This is a genomic window from Pseudonocardia sp. ICBG601 (genome assembly GCF_020496245.1).
Window position 1 is genome coordinate 562,717 of sequence record NZ_JAHLJA010000148.1, and the last position, 22,720, is coordinate 585,436.

Annotated in this window: 22 protein-coding genes; 4 read left to right on the plus strand and 18 right to left on the minus strand. The window is 74.2% G+C overall.

The window, feature by feature from the left end; genetic code table 11:
- Window positions 1-4: 4 nt before the first annotated feature.
- The 3 genes from KPL57_RS31835 to KPL57_RS31845 are packed head-to-tail and all read right to left on the minus strand — an operon-like array spanning window position 5 to window position 1,979.
- Entirely contained in the window at window positions 5-652 is a 648-nt protein-coding gene (locus tag KPL57_RS31835) for an RNA methyltransferase (RefSeq protein WP_226354341.1), read from the minus strand.
- Window positions 649-1,209: an orotate phosphoribosyltransferase gene (pyrE, locus tag KPL57_RS31840; RefSeq protein ID WP_226354342.1), complete on the minus strand. Its 561-nt coding sequence runs from the start codon at window positions 1,207-1,209 to the stop codon at window positions 649-651. Before pyrE ends, KPL57_RS31835 begins: the two co-directional genes overlap by 4 nt.
- Complete coding sequence (locus KPL57_RS31845; RefSeq protein ID WP_226354343.1) at window positions 1,206-1,979, minus strand: SDR family oxidoreductase; 774 nt, start codon at window positions 1,977-1,979, stop codon at window positions 1,206-1,208. The genes pyrE and KPL57_RS31845 overlap by 4 nt, the downstream gene beginning before the upstream one ends.
- A 152-nt stretch (window positions 1,980-2,131) precedes the next feature.
- On the opposite strand from KPL57_RS31845, the gene KPL57_RS31850 reads away from it, so the two are divergent.
- Together KPL57_RS31850 and KPL57_RS31855 are read left to right on the plus strand one after the other, a co-directional pair.
- Window positions 2,132-3,730, plus strand: a complete 1,599-nt coding sequence (locus KPL57_RS31850) for an NAD(P)/FAD-dependent oxidoreductase (RefSeq protein WP_226354344.1) — start codon at window positions 2,132-2,134, stop codon at window positions 3,728-3,730.
- 1 nt (window position 3,731) lies between these two features.
- Window positions 3,732-4,373, plus strand: coding sequence for a nucleoside/nucleotide kinase family protein (locus tag KPL57_RS31855; RefSeq protein WP_226354345.1), 642 nt, complete (start codon window positions 3,732-3,734; stop codon window positions 4,371-4,373).
- A gap of 15 nt (window positions 4,374-4,388) precedes the next feature.
- Here the strand turns inward: KPL57_RS31855 and KPL57_RS31860 are convergent, their stop codons facing one another.
- From KPL57_RS31860 to KPL57_RS31880, 5 genes are all read right to left on the minus strand, one after another.
- Window positions 4,389-4,547 (minus strand): flavin reductase family protein, encoded by a 159-nt coding sequence (locus KPL57_RS31860; protein ID WP_308253060.1) that lies wholly within the window; start codon window positions 4,545-4,547, stop codon window positions 4,389-4,391.
- Window positions 4,544-6,136 carry an AMP-binding protein gene (locus KPL57_RS31865; protein ID WP_226354346.1) on the minus strand — a complete coding sequence of 531 codons (1,593 nt, stop codon included), beginning with the start codon at window positions 6,134-6,136 and terminating at the stop codon, window positions 4,544-4,546. The genes KPL57_RS31860 and KPL57_RS31865 overlap by 4 nt, the downstream gene beginning before the upstream one ends.
- Before the next feature lie 125 nt (window positions 6,137-6,261).
- Window positions 6,262-6,651, minus strand: a complete 390-nt coding sequence (locus tag KPL57_RS31870) for a hypothetical protein (protein ID WP_226354347.1) — start codon at window positions 6,649-6,651, stop codon at window positions 6,262-6,264.
- A gap of 28 nt (window positions 6,652-6,679) precedes the next feature.
- On the minus strand, window positions 6,680-7,849 hold the full coding sequence (locus KPL57_RS31875) for an acyl-CoA dehydrogenase family protein (protein ID WP_226354348.1): 1,170 nt from the start codon (window positions 7,847-7,849) through the stop codon (window positions 6,680-6,682).
- A 38-nt stretch (window positions 7,850-7,887) separates the two neighbouring features.
- The gene (locus KPL57_RS31880) at window positions 7,888-8,724 is read right to left on the minus strand and encodes a mycofactocin-coupled SDR family oxidoreductase (RefSeq protein WP_226354349.1); all 837 of its coding nucleotides are present in this window, start codon (window positions 8,722-8,724) and stop codon (window positions 7,888-7,890) included.
- A gap of 323 nt (window positions 8,725-9,047) precedes the next feature.
- Between KPL57_RS31880 and KPL57_RS72880 the strand changes: the two genes are divergently transcribed.
- Window positions 9,048-11,663 (plus strand): LuxR C-terminal-related transcriptional regulator, encoded by a 2,616-nt coding sequence (locus tag KPL57_RS72880; protein ID WP_374203816.1) that lies wholly within the window; start codon window positions 9,048-9,050, stop codon window positions 11,661-11,663.
- Window positions 11,664-11,670: 7 nt separating this feature from the next.
- Here KPL57_RS72880 and KPL57_RS31895 read toward each other — a convergent pair whose 3' ends face one another.
- From KPL57_RS31895 to KPL57_RS31935, 9 genes are all read right to left on the minus strand, one after another.
- Window positions 11,671-12,669 carry an adenosine deaminase gene (locus KPL57_RS31895; RefSeq protein ID WP_226354350.1) on the minus strand — a complete coding sequence of 333 codons (999 nt, stop codon included), beginning with the start codon at window positions 12,667-12,669 and terminating at the stop codon, window positions 11,671-11,673.
- A 30-nt stretch (window positions 12,670-12,699) separates the two neighbouring features.
- Entirely contained in the window at window positions 12,700-13,680 is a 981-nt protein-coding gene (locus tag KPL57_RS31900) for an SDR family NAD(P)-dependent oxidoreductase (protein WP_226354351.1), read from the minus strand.
- Window positions 13,681-13,776: 96 nt separating this feature from the next.
- Entirely contained in the window at window positions 13,777-14,424 is a 648-nt protein-coding gene (locus KPL57_RS31905; protein ID WP_062403935.1) for a hypothetical protein, read from the minus strand.
- A 74-nt stretch (window positions 14,425-14,498) separates the two neighbouring features.
- Entirely contained in the window at window positions 14,499-15,407 is a 909-nt protein-coding gene (locus tag KPL57_RS31910; RefSeq protein WP_226354352.1) for a hypothetical protein, read from the minus strand.
- Window positions 15,404-15,736: a hypothetical protein gene (locus KPL57_RS31915; protein ID WP_226354353.1), complete on the minus strand. Its 333-nt coding sequence runs from the start codon at window positions 15,734-15,736 to the stop codon at window positions 15,404-15,406. The genes KPL57_RS31910 and KPL57_RS31915 overlap by 4 nt, the downstream gene beginning before the upstream one ends.
- On the minus strand, window positions 15,733-16,062 hold the full coding sequence (locus KPL57_RS31920; protein WP_226354354.1) for a YbaB/EbfC family nucleoid-associated protein: 330 nt from the start codon (window positions 16,060-16,062) through the stop codon (window positions 15,733-15,735). Before KPL57_RS31920 ends, KPL57_RS31915 begins: the two co-directional genes overlap by 4 nt.
- Before the next feature lie 50 nt (window positions 16,063-16,112).
- A complete protein-coding gene (gene clpB, locus KPL57_RS31925) occupies window positions 16,113-18,749 on the minus strand; it encodes an ATP-dependent chaperone ClpB (RefSeq protein WP_226354355.1) in 2,637 nt (878 codons plus the stop codon).
- Between the two features lie 218 nt (window positions 18,750-18,967).
- Window positions 18,968-19,312: a hypothetical protein gene (locus tag KPL57_RS31930; protein WP_226354356.1), complete on the minus strand. Its 345-nt coding sequence runs from the start codon at window positions 19,310-19,312 to the stop codon at window positions 18,968-18,970.
- Between the two features lie 211 nt (window positions 19,313-19,523).
- A complete protein-coding gene (locus tag KPL57_RS31935) occupies window positions 19,524-20,333 on the minus strand; it encodes a pyridoxamine 5'-phosphate oxidase family protein (protein WP_226354357.1) in 810 nt (269 codons plus the stop codon).
- A gap of 315 nt (window positions 20,334-20,648) precedes the next feature.
- Between KPL57_RS31935 and KPL57_RS31940 the strand changes: the two genes are divergently transcribed.
- Window positions 20,649-21,821 (plus strand): globin domain-containing protein, encoded by a 1,173-nt coding sequence (locus KPL57_RS31940; RefSeq protein ID WP_226354358.1) that lies wholly within the window; start codon window positions 20,649-20,651, stop codon window positions 21,819-21,821.
- Between the two features lie 69 nt (window positions 21,822-21,890).
- On the opposite strand, the gene KPL57_RS31945 is transcribed toward KPL57_RS31940, so the two are convergent.
- The gene (locus KPL57_RS31945) at window positions 21,891-22,694 is read right to left on the minus strand and encodes a TauD/TfdA family dioxygenase (protein WP_226356610.1); all 804 of its coding nucleotides are present in this window, start codon (window positions 22,692-22,694) and stop codon (window positions 21,891-21,893) included.
- Window positions 22,695-22,720 lie beyond the last annotated feature (26 nt).

Consider the following 22,720-nt stretch of genomic DNA (forward strand, 5'->3'; position numbering starts at 1 on the left):
CTGGTCACCAGGCGTCGGACAGGTCCGCGTGCTCGCGGATCCATGCGTGCATCACGATCCCCGAGGCCACCCCGGCGTTGACCGAGCGCGTCGAGCCGAACTGGGCGATCGACACGACCAGGTCCGCGGCGTCGCACAGCTCCGGCGACAGCCCGGGGCCCTCGGCGCCGAACACGAGCACGCAGTCCCGCGGCAGCGACGTGGCCTCCAGCCGGACCGCGCCCGCGATGTTGTCCACCGCGACCACGGCCAGACCGTGCTCCCGGGCGAACGCGACGAGCCCGCCGGCCTCGGCGTGGTGGTGCAGCCGCAGGTAGCGGTCGGTGACCATCGCGCCGCGACGGTTCCACCGGCGTCGCCCGACGATGTGCACGCCGGCGACGCCGAAGGCGTTCGCCGTGCGCACCACCGTGCCGATGTTGTGGTCGTGGCCGAGGTTCTCGATCGCCACGTGGAACGGGTGCGCCCGCCGCGCCAGGTCCGCCGCGACGGCCTCACGGCGCCAGTAGCGGTAGCGGTCGACGACGTTGCGCCGGTCCCCCTGCTCCAGCAGCTCCGGGTCCCACTGGTCGCCCTGCGGCCACGGCCCGGCCCACGGGCCGACCCCGACCTGGCCGGGGACCGACCACTCGCTGGGCCCGGGCTCGCTCATCCCAGCTGCAGGTCCGCCAGCCCCAGCAGCGCGCGGTACGGCACGCCCTCGGCCTCGACGGCCTGCCGGGCGCCGGTGTCGCGGTCGACGACGGTGCACACCCCGACCACGTCGGCGCCGGCCTGGAGCACCGACCGGACCGCGGTCAGGACCGAGCCGCCGGTGGTGGAGGTGTCCTCGACGACCAGCACCGGCAGGCCGGTGATGTCCGGGCCCTCGATGAGCCGCTGCATGCCGTGCTTCTTGGTCTCCTTGCGGACGACGAAGGCGTCGACCGGATCGGTGTCCGGCTCGGCCGCCGCCGCGTGCAGCACCGCCGTCGCGACCGGGTCCGCGCCGAGCGTCAGCCCGCCGACCGACCGGTAGGTCCAGTCCGCGGTGAGCTCGCGCAGCAGCCGTCCGATCAGCGGGGACGCCTCGTGGTGCAGCGTGACGCGGCGCAGGTCGATGTAGTAGTCGGCCTCCGCGCCGGAGGAGAGCGTGACCCGCTCGTGGACGACGGCGATCTCCCGGACGAGCGCGGCGAGGCGGGAGCGGTCGGTGTGTGCGGAGCTCATGTGCGATCCCTGTCGAACGTCGCCGTGATGCGTCGCAGCAGGCTCCGGGGCAGCACTCCGGTCACCCCCACGATCGCCTTGTACTGCCTGGAGGGCACGGAGACGACCCGGCCCCGGTCGAGGTCGGTGAGGGCCTCGTCGACGACCTGGGAGGCCTCCAGCCACAGCGGGCCGCGGCGGGCGCCGACGTCGATGCCGGCCCGCTCGTGGAACTCGGTGCGCACGTAGCCGGGGCACAGCACCATCGCTCGCACCCCGGTGCCCTGCAGCGACGCCGCGACGCCCTCGGTGAAGGAGATGACCCACGCCTTGTCGGCCGGGTAGGTGGAGCCGCGCCCGGCCAGGAAGCCCGCGACGCTGGCGACGTTCAGCACCGCGCCGGTGCCGCGGTCGACCATCCCGGGCAGCGCGGCCCGGGTCAGCTCCAGCACGGCGGCCACGTTGACCTGCAGCTGGCGGGCCAGGTCGGCGGCGTCGTTCTCCAGGAACGAGGCGCCCAGCGCGAGCCCGGCGTTGTTGACGAGCAGGTCGACCGGCGCGACGTCGGGGTCGGCGAGGCGGCGCACGACCCGGGCCCGCTGGTCCGGGTCCGACAGGTCGGCGGGCAGCACCTCGACGGCGACGCCGAGGTCGCGGTAGCGCTGCGCGGCGGCCTGGAGGCGGTCGGCGTCGCGCGCCACGAGCACGAGGTCGCGGCCGTCGGCGGCGAGCCGATCGGCGAACGCGGCCCCGATCCCCGACGACGCGCCCGTGATCATGACGGAGGGCACGCGGGGAGCGTAGTGCGTCCGCACCCGACCGGTGCAGGCGCGACGGTTACCGACGGGTCGGGTGTGACCCGTGCGACAGGGGTGTCCGGCGACCTCGTGAGACGGGCCGCTCTCGCGTGCCGGTGCACCATGAAGCCTTTACCGTCGAGACCATGACGTCCGAGGCGCTGCCGATCCAGCGGCCGGTCGATCCCGCTTCCCCCGGCACCTCCGACGTGCCGAGCGGCCCGTCGCCCCGTCATTCGAGGGTCGCCGTCGTGGGTGCGGGGTTCACCGGACTCGCCGTGGGCCTGGCCCTGCTGCGGCGGGGTGTGCACGACTTCGTCCTGCTGGAGCGGGCCGACGACGTCGGCGGGGTGTGGCGCGACAACACCTACCCGGGGGTCGGCGTCGACACGCCGTCGCCGCTGTACCAGCTGCGTGCCATGACCAACCCGGACTGGAGCGACCTCTACGCGCCCGGCCACGAGGTGCAGGACTACGCACGGCGCCTGGCTCGCTCGACCGGCCTGCTCGACCACGTCCGCTTCGACGCCGACGTGCTCTCCGCCCGCTGGGACGCCGCGGACGCCCGCTGGCGGATCGCGACGCCGTCCGGGGAGTTCACCGCGGACGTGCTGGTCAGCGCGGCCGGGCTGGTCGCGGACCCGAAGCTGCCCGACGTCGAGGGCCTCGCCGAGTTCCCCGGCCCGGTGTTCCACTCGGCCCGCTGGGACCACGACACCGACCTCACCGGCTCGCGCGTCGCGGTCGTCGGGACGGGGGCGACGGCGATCCAGCTCGTCCCCGAGCTGCAGCCGCGCGTCACCGAGCTGCACGTCCTCCAGCGCACCCCGGCCTGGATCCTGCCCAAGCCCGAGCGGCCCGTCGGCGAGCGCACCCGTCGCACGCTGGCGGCGAACCCGCTGCTGTGCCGGATGCAGTTCGACGTCATCTACGTCGGCGCCGAGCTGCTCGCCGCCACCCGGCGCTCGCGGCTGCTGCGCGAGGCGCTCACCCGGGTCGGCCGCAGGCACCTCGCCGCCCAGACGCCCGACCCGCAGCTGCGCGCGCGGCTCACCCCCGACTTCGACTACGCCTGCAAGCGGCCGCTGGTCTCGAACGACTACCTGCCCGCGATGAGCGCGCCGAACACGACGCTGCACACCGGTGGGCTCGCCCGGGTCGAGGGGCGGACCGTCGTCTCCGGCGACGGCAGCCGCGCCGAGGTCGACGCGATCGTGCTGACCACCGGGTTCGAGGTCGGCGCGACCGCCCCGATCGCGCGCCGCATCCACGACGCCCACGGCCGGTCGCTGCACGACCACTGGGGCGCCTACCCGCGCGCCTACCTGGGGATGAGCTACCCCGGCTTCCCGAACCTGTTCCTCATGCAGGGTCCGAACGCGACCAGCGGGGCCAGCTCGACGCTGCTGTTCTCCGAGGCCCAGGCCCGCTACGTCGCCGACGCCGTGTGCCGGATGGCGGCCGAGGGCATCCGCGCGCTCGACGTGAAACCCGCCGTCGAGGAGCGCTGGACGCGGCGGATCCGCCGCCGCTCGGCCCGCACCGTCTACGAGACCGGCGGCTGCGCGAGCTACTACCAGAACGACGAGGGTGTCAACGTCGTCATGTGGCCGGCCAACACCGCGGAGTACCAGCTGCGGACCCGCCGTTTCCGGCTGTCGCCGTTCGACGTCGAGCGGGGCCGGACCGGGGCCGGGGCGCGGCTGCCGTCGCTGCGTCCGGTCCGCCTGGCCACCACGGCGTGAGATGGACGCCGTCGCGCTGACCGTCGCGGCGCTCGTCGACCGGGCCCGTGCCCTCGCGGCGCCGGGCGGACGCGCGGTCCTCGGCGTCACCGGACCGCCCGGCGCGGGCAAGACCACCCTGGCCCGGGCCGTCGCCGCGGCCCTCGGCCCGCAGCTGTGCGCGCTCGTGCCGATGGACGGGTTCCACCTGTCCAACGCGACCCTGCGGGCCTGGGACCGGCGCGACCGCAAGGGCGCCCCCGACACCTTCGACGTCGGGGGCTACCTCGCGCTGCTGCACCGGCTGCGCGCGCACGACGAGGACGTGGTGCACGCCCCCGACTTCGACCGCGCGCACGACGAGTCGATCGGGTCCGCGATCCCGGTGCCGCACGACGTCCCGCTCGTGCTCACCGAGGGCAACTACCTGCTGACCGACCGGGGACGGTGGTCGCAGGTCGCACAGCTGCTCGACGAGAGCTGGTACGTCGAGCTCGACGACCCGACCCGCCACGAGCGCCTCACGCTGCGCCACGAGGCGCACGGCATGGGGCACGCCGACGCCGTCGCCTGGACGATGGGCAGCGACGAGACGAACGCCGGGCTGATCGTGCGCGGGCGGGAACGGGCCGATCTCGTCGTGCGGGTCCGGACCGCCGACTGAGCCCCGGCGCCCCGGTCAGCCGCCCGGGCGCAGCGGCGGGTCCGACGACAGCGAGCTGAACGACCGGCAGGTCGGGCCGAGCGGGGCGCCGTCGGCGTCGAGCGCGGTGACCACGGTGATCCCGCTGCAGAACGCGCCCAGGACCTCCCGGAACCGGATCGGGTCGATGCTCACCGGGCGTCCCCGCGCAGGGCCCGGCGGAGGATCTTGCCGGTCGCGGTCTTCGGGATCTCGTCGACGACCTCGACGATCCGCGGGTACTTGTAGGCGGCCATCCGCTCCTTCGACCAGGCGATCAGCTGCTCCGGCGTCGGCGGGTCGACGATCCCGGGCCGGAACGCGACGACGGCCTTGACGGTCTCGCCGCGGCGCGCGTCGGGGACGCCGACGACGGCCGCGTCCAGCACCGCGGGGTGCGAGAGGAGCACGTCCTCGACGTCGCGCGGCCACACCTTGTAGCCGCTGGCGACGATCATGTCCTTCTTGCGGTCGACGACGTAGAACCAGCCGTCGTCGTCGACGAAGCCGACGTCGCCGGTGCGCAGCCACCCGTCGGTGATCGCGGCGGCGGTCTCCTCGGGCCGCTCCCAGTAGCCGGGCACGATCCGGCCGCCGGACACCTGCAGCTCCCCGATCCCGGTGTCGTCGGAGGAGTCGATGCGGGTCACGCAGTCCGGGACGGGGCGGCCCACCGACAGCGCGCCGGAGCGCGGGTCGACGGGGGCGCGCTCGCCGACCGGCACGGCGTGCGTCGGCGAGGTCGTCTCGGTCATGCCGTAGGCGTTGTGCACGTAGTGCCCGGTCGCCGTCTCGAACTCCTCGACGACGGCCGGGGCGATCGGCGCGCCGCCGGACGCGATCGCGGTGAACGAGGAGAACGTGGCGCGGGCGTCCGGGTCGGCCCGGCACAGCGCCATCAGCGCGCTGATCGCGGCGACGGTGAAGCTCGGGCGGGTGGTGCGGATCGCGTCCAGCACGACGCCCGGCTCGAAACGGTGGGTGAGCACCAGCGGCACCCCGGACACCAGCGCGGCCGCGATGTGCCCGGATAGGCCCGTGACGTGGAACAGCGGCGCGATGCCCAGAACACCGCCCCCGCTGATGCCGTACCAGTCGCGGTAGGCGATCCCGCCGCGCACGACGTTGGCGTGGGTGTTGCGGGCGCCCTTGGGGCGGCCGGTGGTACCGGAGGTGTAGGTGAGGACCGCGGTGTCGTCCGGGGCCGGGACGTGCTCGGGGACCGTCGCGCCGTCGTGCGCGGCGACCAGCGCGTCGAGGTCGACCGCCCCGTCCGGGGTGCCGACGACCGCGCCGGCGGGGCGGTGGTCGGGCGCGTCGGAGAACGGGTCGGTGGTGACGACGGTGGTGACCGTGGAGCCGTCGACGGCGGCGGCGCCGTGCGCCCGGTGCAGCTCCTCCAGCGCGACGAGCACCCGGGCGCCGGAGTCGTCGAGGATCAGCCGCACCTCGCGGGCGGTGAGCATCGGGTTCACCGCGACGGCGATCGCCCCGGCCTTCCACGCGGCCAGCAGCGCGACCACGTACTGCGGGTCGTTCTGCAGGTACAGCGCGACCCGGTCGCCGACGGCGAGGCCGTCGGCGCGCAGGGCGGCGGCCAGCGCGTCCGAGCGCCGGTCGACCTCCCCCGCGGTGAGGTCGGTACCCAGGAACCGCAGGACGACGTCGTCGGGCGCGGTGGTCGCGGTGCGGCGGAACGCCTCCAGCACCGACGCGGGCCGGACGACCGTCGGGGGTGTGCTCACTTCGGGATCTCCTTCGATCTCGCTGCCGCCGACCACGGTGCGTCCCGCACCCCCCTCGGTGCGAGTGCACGAAAGGGGACGCGGGGCCGCCTCGGCGGCGCGGCCCCGCGTCCCGCTGCGGCCGGTCAGGCCGCGAGACCGGTCTCCTGCCAGTACGCGGCGAACTCGGGCGGGCAGCAGTCGGTGCTGCGCACGACCTTGCCGTCGACGAACTGGTGGGTGGTCACCATCGTGACGTCGAGGACCTTGTCCCCGAGCTTGCGGTAGATGCGGATCCAGGCGATCACGATCCCCTCGGGGGTCGTCTCGGTGCGGGTCACCTCGTTGGCGAACTCGTCGAGCTTGCCCAGGACGCCGAAGGCCTCCAGGAACTCGTTCTTGGTGTAGACCTGCTGGGTGCCGGTGAGGGTGAACCCGGCCCAGGTCATGCCGTCGTGCATCAGGGTGACCAGCGGGACCGCGTCCCCCTTGTCGGCGGCGGCGAACGCGGCGGTGAGCGCCTCGGCGTCGGACATGTCTGTTCTCCTTCTCGCGGGACGGGGGTCAGCGGGTGGTGTAGCCGGCGAGGATCGGGCCGGCGGCCTCGACGAGGGTCATCGGCTCGACGAGCATGTGCTGGGCGCCCACGGAGATGTCGCGCAGGCAGCGGCCCAGCACGCTGGGGGTGCGCAGCGACGCGCTGCCGCCCCAGTTGTAGGCGAAGGTGACGACGTCCTGGGCGACGGACTGCACCCAGGTCGTGACCTGGCGCAGCCGGGCGCGGTGCTCGTCGGTGATCTCCCCGGCGGCCGCGGCGGCCTCGGCGTCGGCGTGCGCGTCGTAGACGTAGCGCCGCGCGGCCTGCAGCAGCGCCTCGTTGGCGGCGAACTCGCGGCGGAACATGGGGGAGTCGCCGACCGGGCCGTCGTAGCCGGGGCGGGACTTGACCGCGGTGATCCGGGCGATCTCCTCCAGCGCGCGCTGCGCGATGCCCAGCGCCACGGGTGCGTGCCCGCCGACGCCGATGCCGAGCAGACCCAGCTTGTAGACGGCCTCGGGCCGCACCGGGACGGTGGAGAAGGTGTCCATGGTGTGCGCCTCGGGCACGAACACCTCGTGCACGGCGTAGTCGTCGGAGCCGGTCGCGACCATGCCCATCACGTTCCAGCCGCCGAGGAACTCGACCTTCTCGCGCGGGACGAACGCGACCCGGCAGACCGGGGTGCCGTCGACGACCTCGGGGTTGCCCTCGTCGTCGTGCACGACGAACCCGGCGCCGATCCAGGACGCGTGCCCGGAGCCGCTGGCGAAGCCGTAGCGGCCGGTGACCCGGTAGCCGCCCTCGACGCGCACGCCCTTGCCGGTCGGCAGGATCATCCCGGAGGTGATGCCCTTGTCGTCACCGGCGAAGATCTCGCGCGCCCCGTCGTCGCCGAGGAACCCGGCGGCGATGCCGGTGCTGAAGGCGTTCGCCATGACCGCCCAGCCGGTGGAGCCGTCCGCGCGGGACAGCTCCTCGATCACCTTGAGGGCGTCGACGATGCCCAGCCCGCCGCCGCCGAACGCGCGGGGCACGAGCATCCAGAAGATCCGGGAGTCGGCCAGGGCGTCGACGACGGGCTCGGTGATCCGCCGCTCGGTCTCCATCCGGTCGGCCTCGGCGTCGATCACACCGGTGAGGTTCCGGGCGGCCGACACCAGGTCGGTGGTGGGGTGGTCCAGGGTCTGCGTCATTGCCGGCCTCTCCTCGGTCGGTGCGGATCGGGGGTGGTTCAGAGCTTCTGGATGGTTCCGGCGTCCACCGGCAGCGCGATGCCGGAGACGAACCGGGACTCGTCGGAGGCCAGCCACAGCACGGCCTCGCTCACGTCGCGCGGGTCCAGCCACGGGGTGGGGAGCACGTTCATCCCCGACGACAGCGCGTCCCGGAAGTCCTCGTGGGTGGGGTTCTCCAGGTCCGGGCGGAACAGCCGGTACATGCCGACGTGGTCGATCATGTCGGTGAGCACCGAGGTGGGCATGATCGCGTTGGTGCGGATGTTCTTCGGGCCCAGCTCGTTGGACATGGTGCGCGACAGCCCGATGACGCCGTGCTTGGCCGCGACGTAGTGGGCGAACCCGGGGTGGCCCTGCACGCCGCCGGTGGAGCTGATGAGGATGATCGAGCCGCCCCGGTCCTGCTCCAGCAGCGTCGGGACGGTCGCCTTCACCGTCTTCCAGACCCCGGTCAGGTTGACGTCGATCATCGTCTGCCACTGGTCCTCGGTGAGCTCGTGCACCGGGGCGCTGGAGAAGATGCCGGCGTTGGCGACGACCACGTCGAGCCCGCCCAGCTCGGCGACGCCGTCGGTGACCGCGGACTGCAGTGCCGCGAGGTCCCGTACGTCGGCGCGGCGGGCGACGACCCGGCGGCCCATCTTCTCGACCAGAGCGACGGTCTCGTCGAGGTCGGCGGTGTCGGCGGGCTTGTAGCCGACCGTCTCGACCGGGGCGCACACGTCGACCGCGATGACGTCGGCGCCCTCCTCGGCGAGTCGGATCGCGTGCGACCGGCCCTGCCCCCGTGCGGCACCGGTGACCAGTGCGACCTTGCCGTCCAGCGTGCCCATGTCGGCCCTCTCGTCGTCGAGCGGAGCGGGTCCGTCCGGACCCCGTATGACCGGGACCACAGTGATCGGCGGCCCGGGGGTCCGGCCAGCGGGCATTCGCGCGGGCACCCGATCCACGGGTGCGGTGTCGGCGTCGAGTCGCCGACCTGCGCCGATGCGACCACGCACGACGAGGGGTCCGGTTGCGACGCCGGGCGCGGACCCCGCCCTCGGCCGCCGGACCCCGGTGGGCACGGGGGGTCCGCGCGTGGTGTCGATCCCGCACCCCGGCGGTCTAGGCTCCGGTGCGGAGTGCGTCGACGAGGACGTGGGAGGACCCTGCCGTGGACACGGCCACCTGGCGGGACATCCGGGCGCGGCACGCGTCGGGGGAGGCGATCAAGGCGATCGCCCGGACCCTCGGTGTCTCCCGCAACACCGTGCGGCGCGCGCTCGCCGCCGACGAGCCGCCCGACCGGCGGCCCCGCTCGGGGAGCGTCGCGGACCCGTTCGAGCCCGCGATCGTCGCGCTGCTCGCGGCGGAGCCGGGGCTGCCCGCCACCGGGATCGCCCCGCGGATCGGCTGGCCGTACTCGATGACCGCGCTGAAGGAACGGGTCCGGCTGCTGCGCCGCGACCCCGTCGCGACCGCACCGGGTACCGGGCCGCGACCCGAGCTGACGACGTTCGTGGGTCGCGCCGACGAGATCGCCGACGCCACCACCGCGGTCCGCCGGCACCGGCTGGTCACCCTCACCGGTCCGGGCGGGGTCGGGAAGACCCGGCTGGCCCGGCAGGTGGTGGCGGCCTGCGCCGGCGACGTCCCGGACGGTGTGTGGTTCGTGGAGCTCGCGGCGCTGCACGACCCGGGCCTGGTCGCGCAGGCGCTGCTCGACGAGCTCGGTCTCGCGGCCGGAGGCGGCCGGGGGATCGACGCAGCCGCGGCCGGCGGCCCGGCCGCCGAGGTGCTGCTCGCGCACCTGCGCGACCGCAGCGCGCTGGTCGTGCTGGACAACTGTGAGCACCTGCTCGACGCGGTCGCCGGTCTGCTGCACCCGTTGCTGCGGACCGCGCCGGGGGTGCGCGTGCTCGCCACCTCCCGCGAGACGCTCGGGATCGCCGGGGAGCACGTGCTGCCCGTCGCCCCGCTCACCGTGCCCGACGGCCCGGTGCCCGACGCCCTCGACGTCCCCGCCGTGGCGCTGTTCGTCGACCGGGCCGCCTCCGTGCTCCCCGGTTTCGCACCGGACGCCGCGACCCTGGCCGACGTCGTCGAGATCTGCCGGCGGCTCGACGGCGTCCCGCTGGCGATCGAGCTCGCCGCCGTCCGGCTGCGGGTGCTGTCGGTGCACGGGCTGCTGACCCGGCTGACCGACCGCTTCGGGGTGCTGACCGACGGCGACCGGGCCGGACCCGCGCGGCACCGCACGCTGCTCGCCACCGTCGCCTGGAGCCACGAGCTGTGCACCGCGACCGAGCAGACGCTGTGGAGCCACGCGACGGTGTTCCCGGGCTCGTTCGACCTCGACGCGCTCGACGCCGTGTGCGCCCGCTCCGCCGAGCTGCCCTCGGGTGTGCCCGGCCCTGCCCTGCTCGACGCGGTGTCCGGCCTGGCCGTCAAGTCGATCCTGATCCGTGAGGACGGCACCGGCGACGTCCGGTTCCGGATGCTCGAGACGATCCGCGAGTTCGGCCGCGACCGGCTCTCCGCCGACGACGCCCTGGTGCTGCGCGACCGGCACCTGCGCCACCGCCTCGCCGCCCACGCCGAGCTGGCCGACGCCTGGTACGGGCCCGACCAGGTGTCGCTGGCCCGGCGAGCGAACGCCGAGCACGCCGACCTGCGCGCGGCGCTCGACCACGCGTCCGGCGACGGCGCCGACCCGGCGGCCGCGCTGCGGCTGCTCGGCTCGCCGTGGTTCCTGTGGGCGACCTGCCTGTCGATGACCGAGCACCGACGGGGCCTCACCCGGGCCCTCGCCGCCGCCCCCGACCCCACTCCGGACCGGGCCGGCGCGCTCGCCGCCGCCGGACTCGTCGCCGCGCTCCAGGGCGATCCGCAGGCGGCGGCCGAGCTGGCCGCCGAGGCCGGCGGGACCGCCGACGCGGCCGGTGACCCGGGCCTCGCGGCGTTCGCGGTGCACGTCGCCGGGCTCGCCGCGTTCTTCTCCGACCGGTTCACCGAGGCCGCGGACCTGTTCGCCGACGCCGAACGCCGCTACCGGGCGGTCGACGCGGGCGCCGTCCCGCTCGCCACGCTGGACGTGCACGTCGGGCTGCTGGAGATCTCCCGCGGCGCGCTCGACGCGGCCGAGTCCCGGCTGCGGGCGGTGCACGCGCGCAGCACCGCGGCCGGCGAGACGTGGTTCCGCAGCTACGCCGCCGACGGGCTCGGGTTCATCGCCCTGCTCCGCGACGACGTCGCAGAGGCCCGCCGCCGGTCACGGGAGAGCCTGGAGCTGGTCACCGGGTTCGACGACACGATCGGCCTGTCACTGGCGCTCGACCTGGCTGCCTGGACCGCCGCCGTCGACGGGCGGCACGAGCGGTCCGCGGTGCTGCTCGGCGCCGCGTCGGCCCGCTGGGGGTCCTTCGGCCAGCAGCTCTACGGCTCCCCGGACTGGCAGTCGCGCCGACAGGGCTACGAGCGGCGCAGCCGGGAGATCCTCGGTTCCACCGCGTTCGAGGCCGCGTTCCGGCACGGCGCCGCGCTGCGCCGCGACGACGCCCTCGGCTACGCCCTCGCACCGGCCGCGACGACGGTCCTGCCGGCCGAGGTGGTGCTGACCCCGCGCGAACGGGAGGTCGTGGCACTGGTCGCCCGCGGCCGCACCAACCGGGAGATCGCCGCCGAGCTCGTGCTGTCGCACCGGACCGTCGAGGGGCACGTCGGGCGGATCCTGACCAAGCTCGGGTTCGCCCGCCGCACCCAGCTCGCGAGCTGGTGGTCGCACCCGTGACCGGCGCTCAGGCCGGCCGCCAGGCCGCCACCTCGGCCAGCAGCCGGTCCCGGGCCGCGTCGTCCAGGAAGGACGAGGAGACCGAGTTGGCGGCGAGGGTCCGCAGCTCCGGCTCGCCGAATCCGAGGCCGTCGCGGACGGCGGCGTAGTTCGCGTCGACGTAGCCGCCGAAGTAGGCGGGGTCGTCGGAGTGCACCGACACGTTCAGCCCGGCCGCGAGCATCTCCGGCAGCGGGTGCAGTCCGATGCCGGGGACGCAGGCGAGCCGGACGTTGGACAGCGGGCACACCGTCAGCGGGGTGCGGTCGCGGACCAGGCGGGCGACGAGGGCGTCGTCCTCGATCGCGCGGATGCCGTGGTCGACGCGCAGCACGCCCAGCTCGTCGAGGGCCTCGGTGACGTAGCCCGCAGGCCCCTCCTCGCCGGCGTGCGCGACCGGCTTGAGCCCCAGCTCACGGGCACGGTCGAACACGGAGGTGAACTTCGACGGCGGGTGCCCGACCTCGGCCGAGTCGAGCCCGACCCCGACGATCCGGTCCAGGTACGGCTCCGCCGCCCGCAGGGTCTCCTCCGCCTCGGCGGCCGACCGGTCGCGCAGGAAACAGAGGATCAGCCCGGCGGAGACGTCGTCGGCGTGGTGCTCGATCGCGTCGGTGAGCCCACCGACCACGTCGCCGATCGGGACACCGCGGGCGGTGTGCGCCTGCGGGTCGAAGAACATCTCGACGTGCCGGACCCCCTGCTCCGGGCAGGTCCGCAGGTAGGCCGATGCGAGCGCGGCGAAGTCGTCACGGGTCCGCAGGACGGCCATGTTGGCGTAGTAGACGTCCAGGAAGGACTGCAGGTCGGTGAAGTCGTAGGCCGCCCGCAGCTCCTCCACCGAGGCGTACGGCAGCTCGACGTCGTGCCGCCGGGCCAGCTCGAACACGGTCTCGGGTTCGAGCGTGCCCTCGATGTGCAGGTGCAGCTCGGCCTTCGGCAGCGGCGGGGTCCCGGTGATCGTCACCGAGACATCATCCCGTGCCGCTCCGGACGGTCAGGAGCTGGTGACCGTCGACGTCATGTAGGACGAGACCTGGTGACCACGGGAACGGTCGCGGGCCGCGGCGCTCGCCCGGGCGCGCTGCGCCGCGGTGCGCACCGGACCGGCCGCCCAGTGCCGCCCGCAGTCCCCGGCGGCGACGACGGCACGCCCCGCGCCCGGGCGGGAGGGCAGGTCCGGCAGCCGGGACGGCTCCCGGTGTCCGCCGCCCCCGAGCAGCTCCTCGGGCGTGGCGTCCGGCGCGGGTGCGGCAGCCGGGGTGGACGCGACGGCCGGGGTGGTGACGGCCGCCGTGCCGGTGGGCTCCCAGGTCGCATCGGCGAACAGCTCGGCGCCGCGCCGGGCCGCTCGGACGCCCGCGGCGACCGCGCGCCGGGCCGGGCCCCGGCGGGCCGGGCCGCTCTGCGGGGCGCTCACGACGAGGCCGGCGTCGAGGTCGTCCAGCACCGCGTCGGCGGCGTCGGCGGTCCACTCCGGCCGGTCGTCGCCGCGGGCGGCGACGACGTGCACGTCGCCGGTCAGGGTCGGGGCGAGCGAGGTGACGAACGAGACCGCCCACCCGGCCGACTGCTCGTCCCCGCCGATCGCGACGATCCCGCCGGTGCCGCGACGCAGCATGCCGGGCAGCGCGGCATGGGTGAGGCGCATCGTCGCCGTCATGCCGAGGTCGACGCTCGCCCGACCGGCGTCCGGTGCGGCGCCGGCCGCGTCGGCGAGCGCGTCGTGCACGAGCACGTCGACGGCCGGGGCCTCCGGTCCGGCGAGGAAGGCCTCGAGCCGGAACAGGCCGTGCCGGGTACCGAGGTCCGCGAGGAGCACGTCGGCGCGGATCCCGTACCGGGCGGCGAGCTCCCGGGCGGTGGGGGCGACCCGCTCGGGGTCGCGGGTGACGAGCAGGAGGTCGTATCCGCGCGCGGCCAGTCGGTCGGCCAGAGCCGCGCCGAGACCCGTACCGCCGCCGGTGATGAGAGCCATAGCCACACGATCAGGCTAGCGGTACCCGTTCGGCTTAACGCGTTCGGGTGGTCACATCGCGTTGCGGTGGATCAACGCTGCGTAGATACCCGCCGATCAGGACTCGATCGCGGGACGGCGGGCGTGCAGCCCCTCCTCCAGAGCGGTGGCGACCTCGGCCAGATCGGCGAGCAGGTCCTGCATCCGATCGGCGGAGATGCCGACGGGCGCGGCGGCCAGCACCCAGGCGTCCTCGGCCCAGAGGAGCTCGACGTCCTCGCCGACCGCGTCACTGGCGTCGGCGACGCGCGGGGTCAGCAGCGGACGGACGGCGTCGGCGTCGCTGACGAAGGCGTAGCGCTCACCGACCGGCTCCAGCAGGTCCAGGCCCGCGTCGTCGGGCAGCGGGGCCGAGGGCAGCCGCAGCTCGACGGCGGCGGGCAGCGACTCGTGCACCTGCACCGCGCACAGCACCGAGCTGATCCGGCCGGCCTGCTCGTGGTCGAACGCGTAGGCCTTGCGCGGGCCGTCCGGGGTCGGGACGTCGCCCGAGACCAGGTTGCGGGCCACACCGGGGCCGCCCTGGTGGATCGTCCCGTAGCGCCAGCGGCTGGGCAGGACGGGGTCGGACTCGAGGTACTCCCACTCCCGCATGGACGCCCAGCGGCGGCGGTCCCGCGTCGCGCCCCCGCGGAACCGGTCGAACAGCAGCAGACCGACACCGACGACGATCGCGACGAGGGCGATGACGAACCAGACCGACATGCCGGGCAGCGTAGTCCCGACGGGCCCCGTGGAGTGGTAACGCCACGGCTCCGGACGTGCACGTTCGTCGTGGATCAGCCGCCCGGTGCCGTCGGGACGGGCCCGTCCCACTCCGCAACGGTCTCCCGGGCGGACGCCTGCTGTTTCTGGCTCTCGACGACGGCGTCGAGGGCGACCGCGCCCGCGGACTCCGCACGCGAGGCACGGGCCGCGTTCGACAGCGAACGCGACTGCAGGCTCTGCCCGATCCGGGTGGCGGTGCCCGCGGCGTCCTCCAGCATCCGGAGGATCTCCTCGAGCCGGGCGACGAGCGTGCGGGCGAACTGCACGATCTCGAGGACGACGGCGGGGACCGTCACCGCCCCGGCGCCGGCCGTGGCGACGGTGACCGCGGTGGCCAGGACGATCCTGGACAGGATGGCGCCCAGGAAGTCCGCGATGGCGTCGCGGATGAGTGCCCGCTCGGTCCCGACGAGGACCCCCGAGTCCAGGACCAGCCCGGCCAGCTCCCGGGTGTCACCGGCCAGCTCCCGCAGGGTCGTCACCTGCTGGGTGGCGGCGGCGAGGTAGGCCCCGGCCGCGGCACCGGTCCAGACGGCCGGGACGTCGGTGATCGCCCGGTCCAGCTCCTCGGCCCGGCCCTCCAGGTGTCGGGACAACCGGGCCCAGCCGTCGGCTCGTTCCCCGATCTGATTCCCGTCACCGCACAGGACGTCGAGCACCTCACGCAGGACCTCGATGTGCTCCATCGCCCAGCCGGCGACCGCCGAGCCCAGGGTGGCCACCGGGTCCTGGACGACGCTGACGTAGTCCAGTGCCAGCGCGGCTCCGGCCGAGACGATGCCGAGGCCGTCCTGCCCGTCGACGGCCTTGCCCATGTCGTGGAAGGACGAGGCGATGCCCGCGCCCTCGAACCGGTCGTCGGCGAGGTCCTCGGCGGTGGGCGGCAGCGCGTCGAACCGGTGCGGGGTCGGCGCGCTCACGATCCGCTCCGGGCGGGTGACGGGCCGCCGTCGACTGCGCAGACCTCGACGGCCAGGTCGGCGTCGAAGGTCCGGTACGACGCGGCGGACTCGGCGAGGTCGCCCGCCACCGTCGCGAGCGCCTCGGCCCCTCGGGACACCTGCAGTGCGCCGATCGTGGTCGGCGCCAGCAGCGCACCCGTCAGGACCGTGCCGAGCACGCCGTAGGCGTCCGGGGAGAGGTCCGCCCAGCGCGGCACCGCGGCCGCCGTCGCCTCGGCCAGCGCGGACACCCGGCGCGAGTGGTCGGACAGCCTCCCGGGGTCGACGGAGAAACCGGTCTCGGTCATCGCCCCGCCCCTGTCAGCGGTGCCATGATCGCCTCCACCTGCGCCGCCGCGTCCGCCGCGGCCTCCCGGCTCAGCCGCAGCACCGTCTCGGCGAGCCGGGCCCGCGGCATCTCCTCGGCGCGCACGCCGAACTGCAGGTCGGTGAGGCTCCCCGACGGGTCGACGGTGACCACGACCGCACCGTCGCGGGTGCGTGCGGTCGCGGTCACCGTCGCGACCCGGTCCCGGGCCTGCTCGGCCCGGACCCGGATCGACTCGATGCGGGTGCGGTACTCGTCCAGCCAGGTCCGCCCGGCGTCCGGCTGCTCGGCGGTGAGGTGCTCCATGGGCCCCGACGATGACGTGCACCGCCGGGGCCCACGGGCGAACCGGTGGATCAGTTCGCGATCGCGACCGCCGGGTCGGTGGCGGCCCCCACCGCCTTGCCCACGATCAGGCCGCCGGTCCCGCCGTCGGCCGACGGGTCCAGGTCGACCCGGACCGTGTCGCCCTCGCGGACGCCGCCGGACAGCAGCTCGCGGGCGAGCTGGTCGCCGATCGCGGACTGCACCAGCCTGCGCAGCGGGCGCGCGCCGTAGACCGGGTCGAACCCGTTCATGGCGAGCCACTCGCGGGCCGCGTCGGAGACCTCCAGCGACAACCGCCGCTTGGCCAGCCTGCGCCCCAGCACCCCGACCTGGATGTCGACGATGTGGGTCAGCTCCTCGGTCGACAGCGCGTGGAAGACCACGACGTCGTCGAGCCGGTTGAGGAACTCCGGCTTGAAGTGCGACCGGACGACCGCCATGACGGCGTCCGTGCGTCCCTTCTCGTCCAGGGACTGGTCGGCGATCGCCTGGCTGCCCAGGTTGGACGTCAGCACCAGGATCGTGCTGCGGAAGTCCACCGTGCGCCCCTGGCCGTCGGTGAGACGACCGTCGTCGAGCACCTGCAGGAGCGTGTCGAAGACGTCCGGGTGGGCCTTCTCGACCTCGTCGAGCAGCACGACTCTGTAGGGCCGCCGCCGCACCGCCTCGGTGAGCTGACCGCCCTGGTCGTAGCCGACGTAGCCGGGAGGGGCACCGACGAGGCGGGCCACCGAGTGCTTCTCGGAGTACTCGCTCATGTCGATGCGGATCATCGCCCGCTCGTCGTCGAACAGGAACTCCGCGAGCGCCTTGGCCAGCTCGGTCTTGCCGACGCCGGTGGGCCCGAGGAACAGGAACGAGCCGGTCGGCCGGTTCTCGTCCGCGACGCCGGCACGCGCACGGCGCACCGCGTCGGACACCACGCGCACGGCCTCGGCCTGGCCGACCACCCGGTGACCCAGCTCGTCCTCCATGCGCAGGAGCTTGGCGGTCTCGCCCTCCAGCATCCGGCCGGCGGGCACGCCGGTCCAGGAGCTGACGACGTCGGCGACGTCGTCCGGGCCGACCTCCTCCTTGAGCATCACGTCCTCGGCCCGCTCGACCGTCTCGGTGGCGGCGGCGAGCTCCTTCTCCAGCTGCGGGATGCGCCCGTAGCGCAGCTCCGCGGCCCGGCCCAGTTCGCCGTCGCGCTCGGCCCGCTCGGACTCGCCGCGCAGCTGCTCCAGCTGCTCCTTGAGCTCGCGGGTGACGTCGATGGCGCTCTTCTCGTTCTGCCAGCGCGCGGTCAGCGCGGCCAGCTCCTCGCGCTTCTCGGCCAGCTCGGCGCGCAGGGCGACCAGCCGATCCTTCGACGCCGCGTCGCTCTCCTTGTCGAGCGCCATCTCCTCGATCTCCAGGCGGCGGACGGCCCGCTCCACGGTGTCGATCTCCACCGGGCGCGAGTCGATCTCCATCCGGAGCCGGGAGGCGGCCTCGTCGACGAGGTCGATGGCCTTGTCCGGGAGGAACCGGGCGGTGATGTAGCGGTCCGACAGCGCGGCCGCGGCGACCAGGGCGGCGTCGGTGATGCGGACGCCGTGGTGCACCTCGTAGCGCTCCTTGAGCCCGCGCAGGATGCCGACGGTGTCCTCGACGGACGGCTCGCCGACCAGCACCTGCTGGAAACGGCGCTCCAGCGCCGGGTCCTTCTCGATGTGCTGGCGGTACTCGTCGAGCGTGGTCGCGCCGACCATCCGCAGCTCACCGCGGGCGAGCATCGGCTTGATCATGTTGCCGGCGTCCATCGCGCCCTCGCCGGACGCGCCCGCACCGACGATCGTGTGCAGCTCGTCGATGAAGGTGACGACCTCGCCCGCGGAGTCGGTGATCTCCTTGAGAACGGCCTTGAGCCGCTCCTCGAACTCACCGCGGTACTTCGCACCGGCCACCATCGACCCCAGGTCGAGGGAGACGACGCGCTTGCCGCGCAGCGACTCGGGCACGTCACCGGCCACGATGCGCTGGGCCAGGCCCTCGACGATCGCGGTCTTGCCGACGCCCGGCTCGCCGATCAGCACCGGGTTGTTCTTGGTGCGGCGCGACAGCACCTGGACGACGCGGCGGATCTCGGTGTCCCGGCCGATGACCGGGTCGAGCTCGCCCTCGCGCGCCCGGGCGGTCAGGTCCTGGCCGTACTTCTCCAGTGCCTGGTAGCTGCCCTCGGGGTCCGGGCTGGTCACCCGGGCCGAGCCGCGGACCTTGCCGAACGCCTCGCGCAGCGCGTCCGGCGTGGCGCCGTGGCGCGCCAGCAGCTGGGCGACCGGGCCCCCGGACCGCGCGAGCCCGACGAGCAGGTGCTCGGTGGAGACGTACTCGTCGCCCATCTCGGTGGCGAGCTGCTGGGCCGCGGTGATGGCGGCCAGCGCGTCCCGGGACAGCTGCGGCGCGCTCACCGACGACCCCGACGCCGACGGCAGCCGGTTGCCCAGCGCGGTCAGCTCGGATCGGACGGCGGCCGCGTCCGCCCCGACGGCGGCCAGCAGCGGCGCGGCGATGCCGTCGCCCTGGGCCAGCAGCGCACCCAGCAGGTGGGTGGGCCCGACGTCGGGGTTCCCGGCCAGCGTCGCGGCCTGGACGGCTGCGGAGATGGCCTGCTGGGTACGGGTGGTGGGGTTGAAGGAGTCCATGCTCCGCGTTCCTCCCGGTCCTTCTGAGGTCGATGGTCTGTGGATGGGGAGCGGCACCCCGGGCCGCTGCTCCACAGTCTGCCCGGCCGGTGCGCCTCTCGACAGGGTCAACCGCAGAAAAGTTGAGTCCATTCCACTCAACACCGGAAAGTTCCCGGGAACGACCGCGGCCCGCCCGGAGCGATCCGGACGGGCCGAGGGTGGAACGGGTGCGACGATCAGCGCTCGCTGTTGTCGATCACCGTGATGCGGTTGTCGTTGTCGCTGAAGTTGCCGTTCAGGTTGTCCCGGACGTTGTCGTTCAGGAAGTCGCTGCAGTTGCCGGCCTGGCCGATGTTCGAGCCGGCGATCGGGGCCTGGGCCAGGGCGTTGGCCGAGCCCTCGGTGACGATCTTGCCCTTGGCGTCGGCGTCGCCGCCCTCGAAGGCGCAGGCCTTCGCCGGGGCGCCGTGGTGCTCGCCCTTGTCGTGGCCGTAGTCGCCCGCGAAGGCGAACGGCGCGGCCGCGGCCAGCGTGGCGGCGGTACCGGCGACGATGAGGCCGAGCTTCTTCTTCGACAGCATGTCTGACTTCTCCTGTGGTGTTTCCGATGCAGGACGACGCGAGCGGCACCCGGAGCCCGTGGGTGTCGCCTGCCGTCCGATCGCCCGGGGGTTCGACCGAGCGTGCTCGGTCGGTGACGATCTGCTGCTGTCAACGACCGGGATCGACCGGGGTCACGGCTTCCGGTTCACTCGATCGGAGTATCCTCTGGTGCGCAACCGTCGCCCCAGGTCAGCGGCCGTGCGGGCGGCGCCGGAGCGTCCGCGAGGCCCCCGCGCCGAGGTGCGTCGTGCTCGGGAACCGGCGCCGGGAGGGCCGCGGCACCCGCGGCTCGGTCCCCTTGGCGCCGAAGAAGTCGCCACCCTTGCGGGCCGGGTCGTCGGTCCCCCAGGCGCGCCGCTGCGTCACCCGCTCCATCCGCGGGATGTGCTTGCGGCAGTGGATGTAGGCCTCCTCGACGTCCACCACCACCCAGCGCTCGGCGCGGCGGCCGGCGGCGTGGTCGCGCGCGTGCCCGGGGTAGACGGCGCGGAAGGCGTCGTCGTCCATGATCCGGGCGCGGCCGTTGACGTGCAGCCCGATCAGCGACTCGGTGAAGTCGACCATCAGCATCCCGACGTGCGGGTTCTCCACCAGGTTGCCGAGGCTGGCGTACACGCCGTTGCCCCGGTACTCGGGGTAGGCCAGCGTGTGCGGGTCCAGCACGTGCAGGAACCCGGGCGGGCCGGCCCGCAGCGAGCTGTCGCACTCGCCGTGCGCGTCGGACGTCGCGACGAAGGCCATCTCCATCCGTCCGACGAACTCGATCATCCGCGGCAGCAGCCGGTCGCGGAGCTGGTCGTCGTAGAACCGGCCGGCGCGGGCGGAGCTGCCCACCTCGGCCTGCAACGCGTGCTCGCCCGCGGAGCCGGGCCGGTGCGGTCCGTCCGGAGCCTCCGGGGCGTCGGACACGCCGCGCTCCGGGGTCGCGGGGACGACCACCGGCGGCGTGGCCGGACGGTCCCGTCCGGGCAGGACGACGGCGGGGATTCGCAACGGCACAGGACAACCGTGCCATCCGGCGCGGCCAGGACCAAACGATCACGGCTCCGACCGGCCCGGGACACCGCCACGTCGGCATTCCGCGCGATGGACGCTATCCTGACCACGGCGCTACCCACGCCATGACGAGTGACCGCCGTCCCCGAACGGATGATGAGTGACAATGCGTACCCGCTCACCACACCCTGGCGGGTCGGTCGGCGTACGCCGTTCCGGCGGATGGAGTCTCTCGCGTACCCTAACCGGCGGAACGCGGGCGTCGACGCCCGGTGTCACCGCGGCACGGAGCACGACCGAGGAGAGTGTCCGCCAGGCATGACTGCTGACCAGCTGATCGCCGGCGACGTCGCCCCGCCGCGACGCCCCGCCTCGGAGGCGGACCGCACCGTCGAGCTCATCCGGACCAGCTTCGCCCTCGTCGAGCCGCAGGCCGAGGAGATCGGCAAGCACTTCTACGCCACGCTGTTCAGCCAGGCGCCCGAGACGCGTGACCTGTTCCCCGTGAACATGGAGGTGCAGCGCAGCCGGCTGCTGCGCGCCCTCGTGCACGTGGTGCAGATGGTCGACCAGCCCGACGACCTCGTCCCGTTCCTGCAGCAGCTCGGCCGCGACCACCGCAAGTTCGGCGTGCTGTCCCAGCACTACGACGCGGTCGGTGCGGCGCTGCTCTCCGCGATCGCCACGTTCGCGGGCGAGAACTGGACCCCGGAGATCGAGAAGGCCTGGACCGGCGCCTACGGGATCGTCGCGGACGCGATGCAGCAGGCCGCCGCGGCCGAGCGCGGGCCCGCCTCCTGGCTGGGCCGGGTCGTCGAGCACCGCCGGATCGGCTGGGACCTGGCCGTGGTCACCGTCGCGACCGACCAGCCGGTGCCGTACCAGGCCGGCCAGTACGTCTCGGTGGAGACGCCGCACCGCCCGCGGCTGTGGCGCTACCTGTCCCCGGCCAACGCCCCGCGTCGGGACGGGACGATCCAGTTCCACGTCCGCGCGGTCGAGGGCGGCTGGGTCAGCCGCGCGATCGTCGCGCACAGCCGGGTCGGCGAGACCTGGCGGATCGGTCCGCCGATGGGCCGGATGGCCGTCCCGCAGAACACCCGTCGCGAGCTGCTGATGGTGGCCGGCGGCACCGGCGTCGCCCCGATGAAGGCGCTGCTCGACGAGGTCGGCCAGCGCCCCCAGCCGCCGCGCACCCAGGTGTTCGTCGGCGGCCGCACGTGGGACGACCTGTACGACTTCACCTCGCTGCGCAAGCTGTCCTACAACTACCCGTGGCTCGACGTCATCCCGGTCGTCGAGTACGAGGAGGAGCCCTCCGGCGCCGAGACCGGCACCCTGGCCGACGTCGTGACCCGGTTCGGTGCCTGGAGCGACCACGACGTCCTGGTCTGCGGGTCGCCGTCGATGATCCGCTCCACGGTGTCGCGGATGCTGGTCGCGGGCACGCCGCTCGACCGCATCACCTACGACCCGTTCACGATGGACTGAGCGGGCCCGTACGCCACGACGGCCGCCCTCCCGCACCGGGAGGGCGGCCGTCGTCGTCGCGGGGGCCGGTCAGAAGGCCTCGGTGGTGCGCACCGACAGCACGTGCAGCTCCCGGCTGCCGGTGAACGCGTCGCGCCCGTGCAGGAAGCGGTAGTTGTCGAGGACCAGCAGGTCCCCGCTCTCCAGCCGGAACCGCGGCGCGGCCTCGAACGCGGTGGCGAGCACATCGGCGTAGGACTCGATGTGCTCGAGGTGGATGTCCCAGTACGGCTCGCGCGGCACCGGCAGCGCGTAGTCGCTGGCCCGGACGGCGCGCCGGCCGCCACGGGTGTGCTCGATCATCCGGCGCAGCAGCGGGGTCGACGGCACACCGCGCGGCGGGTTCGTCCGGCTGCCGAAGAAGTCCACGTCGCAACCGGTCAGGAACCCGTGCAGCGACGGGTGCTCCGCGGCGAGCCGCTCGGCGAGCACGTAGCCGTCGACGAGCACCGAGTCGCCCCCGGACGGCGCCGGGGAGGTGCAGTGCATGAACAGGAAGTCCTCGTCGGGGTCGCGCAGCCGCACGGTGCGGCCGTGCACGTCGGCCTCGAGGAACGCGCCGTCGTTGTGCAGGCCGAGGACCGGCGAGTCGGTCCCGCCCTGTGGCCGGATGCCGAACAGCTCGCGAAGCCGTCCGCCGAGCAGGGTGGCCGCGGCCACGACCATCGCCTCCGGGTCCGGGCCCGCGCCGGGGATCCGGACGACGCCGTCGCGGGCCAGCACCTCCCGGGCCTCGCCGAGCGACGCCGCGCGGGGCACGACCCCGGTCTCGTCCACCAGGCTCTTGAGCTCCGGTCGCGCCTCGCCCCTGCGCCGTCCGTCGGTTCCGGTCATCGCCACGACGTACCTCCTGCCGTTCA

Excerpts from the sequence above, each read along its gene's own strand:
- KPL57_RS31835 (WP_226354341.1), bottom strand. The coding sequence starts at position 652 with ATGAGCGAGCCCGGGCCCAGCGAGTGGTCGGTCCCCGGCCAGGTCGGG.
- pyrE (WP_226354342.1), bottom strand. The coding sequence starts at position 1,209 with ATGAGCTCCGCACACACCGACCGCTCCCGCCTCGCCGCGCTCGTCCGG.
- KPL57_RS31850 (WP_226354344.1), top strand. The coding sequence starts at position 2,132 with ATGACGTCCGAGGCGCTGCCGATCCAGCGGCCGGTCGATCCCGCTTCC.
- KPL57_RS31855 (WP_226354345.1), top strand. The coding sequence starts at position 3,732 with ATGGACGCCGTCGCGCTGACCGTCGCGGCGCTCGTCGACCGGGCCCGT.
- KPL57_RS31870 (WP_226354347.1), bottom strand. The coding sequence starts at position 6,651 with ATGTCCGACGCCGAGGCGCTCACCGCCGCGTTCGCCGCCGCCGACAAG.
- KPL57_RS31875 (WP_226354348.1), bottom strand. The coding sequence starts at position 7,849 with ATGACGCAGACCCTGGACCACCCCACCACCGACCTGGTGTCGGCCGCC.
- KPL57_RS31880 (WP_226354349.1), bottom strand. The coding sequence starts at position 8,724 with ATGGGCACGCTGGACGGCAAGGTCGCACTGGTCACCGGTGCCGCACGG.
- KPL57_RS31900 (WP_226354351.1), bottom strand. The coding sequence starts at position 13,680 with ATGGCTCTCATCACCGGCGGCGGTACGGGTCTCGGCGCGGCTCTGGCC.
- KPL57_RS31905 (WP_062403935.1), bottom strand. The coding sequence starts at position 14,424 with ATGTCGGTCTGGTTCGTCATCGCCCTCGTCGCGATCGTCGTCGGTGTC.
- KPL57_RS31915 (WP_226354353.1), bottom strand. The coding sequence starts at position 15,736 with ATGACCGAGACCGGTTTCTCCGTCGACCCCGGGAGGCTGTCCGACCAC.
- KPL57_RS31920 (WP_226354354.1), bottom strand. The coding sequence starts at position 16,062 with ATGGAGCACCTCACCGCCGAGCAGCCGGACGCCGGGCGGACCTGGCTG.
- clpB (WP_226354355.1), bottom strand. The coding sequence starts at position 18,749 with ATGGACTCCTTCAACCCCACCACCCGTACCCAGCAGGCCATCTCCGCA.
- KPL57_RS31930 (WP_226354356.1), bottom strand. The coding sequence starts at position 19,312 with ATGCTGTCGAAGAAGAAGCTCGGCCTCATCGTCGCCGGTACCGCCGCC.
- KPL57_RS31940 (WP_226354358.1), top strand. The coding sequence starts at position 20,649 with ATGACTGCTGACCAGCTGATCGCCGGCGACGTCGCCCCGCCGCGACGC.
- KPL57_RS31945 (WP_226356610.1), bottom strand. The coding sequence starts at position 22,694 with ATGACCGGAACCGACGGACGGCGCAGGGGCGAGGCGCGACCGGAGCTC.